Annotated in this window: 3 protein-coding genes; all 3 read right to left on the bottom strand. The window is 46.0% G+C overall.

Annotated elements, in window-relative coordinates; genetic code table 11:
- Positions 1-222: 222 nt before the first annotated feature.
- The 3 genes from AACQ49_RS09050 to AACQ49_RS09040 all read right to left on the bottom strand — a co-directional run bounded on the left by AACQ49_RS09050 (position 223) and on the right by AACQ49_RS09040 (position 3,462).
- Positions 223-642: a DcrB-related protein gene (locus AACQ49_RS09050; protein ID WP_036894557.1), complete on the bottom strand. Its 420-nt coding sequence runs from the start codon at positions 640-642 to the stop codon at positions 223-225.
- 25 nt (positions 643-667) lie between these two features.
- Entirely contained in the window at positions 668-2,860 is a 2,193-nt protein-coding gene (locus AACQ49_RS09045) for a type VI secretion system Vgr family protein (protein ID WP_161779009.1), read from the bottom strand.
- Positions 2,861-2,943: 83 nt separating this feature from the next.
- Entirely contained in the window at positions 2,944-3,462 is a 519-nt protein-coding gene (locus AACQ49_RS09040; RefSeq protein ID WP_004246976.1) for an Hcp family type VI secretion system effector, read from the bottom strand.
- Positions 3,463-3,745: the final 283 nt, after the last annotated feature.

Raw genomic sequence — 3,745 nt, 5'->3', positions numbered from 1 at the left:
TTGCCATACCGCCTGTCCCAATGGTCAGCGCCACAGCGGCCGTCCCTATCGCGGCATAAACCGCCCCTTTAACCACACCACACACGATATCGGCGAAGATTGACGAGTGCATTAATTTATCGCCTTGCTTGGCTGCGAAAAATTCATTTCCCATATCTCTATCCTTATAAAATAAACAATAAATCGTCAGTGGGTATGGTTAAAACATCGGGATTGCATTAATTAATTGGGCGATGGCGTAAAACTGTCTCTTAACGCTCGCCATTGCGCCTGCTCAGTATTGGAAAACGGTTTAATTTGGCAGTAAGTCAACACCACTATTTTATTTTCGAGACGAAAAGCGGCGATCCACTGATAAATAGGGATCCCTTTTTGTTTGGTTTCACAATAGATTTCACAGCCCGTAACTCCTTTTTCGGTACGAAAATCTGTGGGTGCTTTTACCACCGCATTTTTCATTTCACGTTTGATGGCCGACAACTGTCCAGCCAGATAGTCATTGAGGGTTATCTCTGGAGCCACTACATCACGCGTAATAGAAATACTGCCTTGTCGCGTAGGGAAACGCAGCATATTAAGACTATTGTCTTGATATTCTTCATCCGGTAATGTGATAGCACCTTCTTGGAATTGATAATTCATGGCTGACCTTATTACTTTTGCTTAATTATTTTTTAGGGAAGAACTGATCTTTCGCTTGAGCGATAGTGCTAGTATCGGGTTTCATCTCAAGGTTTCCGGGACCTGCCCCGTCCATATTCAAATCTAATAACTCACCAGTACCAATCCGACCGCTACCGTGGCCGTAAAAATCAAAGTTGTTACACACTAAGGTGATAGTCCCGTCAGGGTTTAATTGAAGTGCCGAGTTGCCACTAATTAAACGAATACCTTTGGCTGATGCGATCAACACTTCACCATCCACGATTGAATGTTGGTTACCAAACACGATATTTTTTTGATCCGCTTGAACCGCCGTAGTTTGCGTACCATGTACTGAGATCTTTTGGTTTTGCATAACGGTTTCAGTATGATTGGCGCCTACCGTCGTTCCCTTATCGTTTTGGACTACGGTATTCATATCCTTCTGCGCATGAAGAAACACCTCTTGCTTACCGCCCGCATCTTCAAAACGCAGTTCATTAAAACCTTCCCCTTTGTGGGTTTGGCTACGGAAAGTGGTTTGTGTCTTATTCTCTGGGAACTTAATCGGTGGTGCGTTACGTCCATCATAAGTACAACCGGTAATTATCGGTCTGTCGATATCCCCATTCAGGTAACTGACCAGCACTTGTGTGCCGATGCGCGGTACCGCAGAAAAACCATAGCCATTTCCACTCCAACCCATGGCAACCCGCACCCAGCATGAAGCACTGTGATCGGCACTTCCCCGACGATCCCAATGAAAATGCACTTTCACGGCGCCATATTCATTGACGTAGATTTCTTCCCCTGGTGGCCCCACCACCGTCGCCACTTCATCACCGTCCGCCGTCGGTTTATAACGATAAGGGGGGCGCCACTCTTGCGTGCCCGGAATAAAGGAGACGCTATTCGACAGTTGTGTGCCTTCGCCCCCGCTATTGTCCGCCAGTGGCTGTACACCATGATGGCTGACGCTGATCACTTGCCAGCGATCATTCATCGGCTGATGGGGATGCTGAGATAAGGTGAAGATTTTGCCGGGCATCAGTGCAAAACAGTTTGTTGTCGCTTGCCCCACTTTGCTGCCGTTACGTAATTGCTCAAAGCGCACCTGTGTCAGAGGTCGACCTTCATCGTCTAATTGAAAACGACCATAACTTTCAAACACACTGTGCTGTCCCCCCTGCTCAATTTTGTTTTCATGAGACAACGGATAAGAAGGACGAACAAAGTTGTTGTCTTTATGGATAGTTTCATCCACACACAAATATTCGCCATATTGCCAAGTCATGGCAGTGCTATCGCTGATATCGGTATCGGCCTGCGGGTTATAGGTGAGGTGAATACCCGCCGTCATCCCCATATGTTCATCGCTGTAAAACAGTTGTTCTTCTTCAAACCAGAAGTTAATGCCCTCTTCAAACGCCAGTCGACACCAAAAATCAAATGCCGATTCGCGTTTTTGGGTGGTGTAGAGACGTTCAGGGTGTAGATCTTCACGGTAGAATTGGTAATCCGCTTTAACATGGGCCTCATCCAATAAGGTTTTTAAGATGGTCGGCACCGATTGATGTTGAAAAATACGGCTGTCTTGATTGAGGGTCATCACCCACATTTCAGGGCGAATATCGAAGTGATACCACGTTTTCACTCCGTCGGTATTGCCTTGTACTGCCCCGGCTAAGATACCGTTGACTTTGCGGATCAACACCCCATCGCGTTTGACCGTTAATGATGAGGCTAAGCCAAGATGACGCTGAAAATCGATAAAGGGTAAGGCACTGACCGCACTGATGGACAGCGAAAATAGCGAGGATAATCCTTCGGTAAGATTAAATTCGGTGACTTGAAAGGTGTCGTCAGGCAATCCACCAATGGTGCAAGTGAACACCAAACCACTTTCGAGGCTGTCCATGCCTAATGCATCAAGTAACGCCCCATGGGCCGCTTGGAGTGCTTGGTTTTCAGAGAATGTTTGTCCACCGGTAAAACCGCCACCGTGGATCAGGGGATGAGCAGTCACGCGATTGGCCGATACGCTGGCTGATTGAGTGAGCGAGGCCGCTGCTGAGGCCATCCCGGCCACCTTTTGCGTGGGTGTCGATAGCGTTTCGTTCACTTTGGATTGCACCCTATTTTTCACTTGATTGATGGCTTCATCTTTTAAAACGGATGCCGGGTCAATGGGCGTTGATTTCGGATCTTTGCTAAGCATAATCTGCCTCCATGCAAAAATGGATAAAGAAAAGGGAACAATACAAAATAAGGACGAGCCCCCAAGGACTCGTCATAACGGTATTACGCTTCGAGAGGCGCACGCCAGTCATCCGCACCAGACGTTCCAGCAACAGTGTGCTCCCAGTCAATTTTGCGGTAAGAGAGGGAGACTTCGATAAGTTGCGTGAAGTCGGCTTTAGCCGGATCTTGACAATGAGGCATTTGGCAATCGATGTTCACGATAGTCGCGTCAGTCAGTGTGGTGGTAAAGAAGTGCTCTTGTTTACCTTCAACAGACGTGCGATACCATTTTAACTCAACTTTTGGCAACATTTCGCCGGAAGCCAATGCGTTATACAGCAGAGGAACGGCTTTGTTTAATGCCACGGTAAAACGAAACGGTTTATGCGCACGTTGGCCAGAAGGTTGACCTGATTGCGGATCAGTCGGAACCGTCACCACGTGAGAAAATTCTTGTACCAACATTTGGTCTTCATGACCTTGTACATAAATGTTGCCGACAGAATCTGCAGTAAACGCGCCTGCAGTGATGTTGCCCTGAGTTTTTCCTTCAATGGAAATATAGCAAGGAGTTGGCATAACAATATCCTTTTATCAAAAACGACAAATTAAATTAAATGATTGTCTTAAAAACAATCCGTTAGTCATGTCTGTCATCTTAGCCAGTGCGCACGGTAAGACTTCGGTAAAGGATAATAAAATCTTATCAATATGCTGTAAACAGCCCGTTTTTTTTGTATCTCTCTAGGATAAGTCACTTAGCGTAAACTGGTTGAAATATCGCTATATCATGCTGTAAAAACAGTCATAAAAAGTGTTTATTAGCATAAAATATGATGAATAAATAGACAAATTGCTCGCA

It is taken from the genome of Proteus sp. G2675, from assembly GCF_963886535.1.
GTDB classification, from domain to species: Bacteria; Pseudomonadota; Gammaproteobacteria; order Enterobacterales; family Enterobacteriaceae; genus Proteus; species Proteus mirabilis.
Note: the sequence above shows the minus strand (reverse complement) of the source record. Positions and strands in the feature narration are given on the sequence as shown.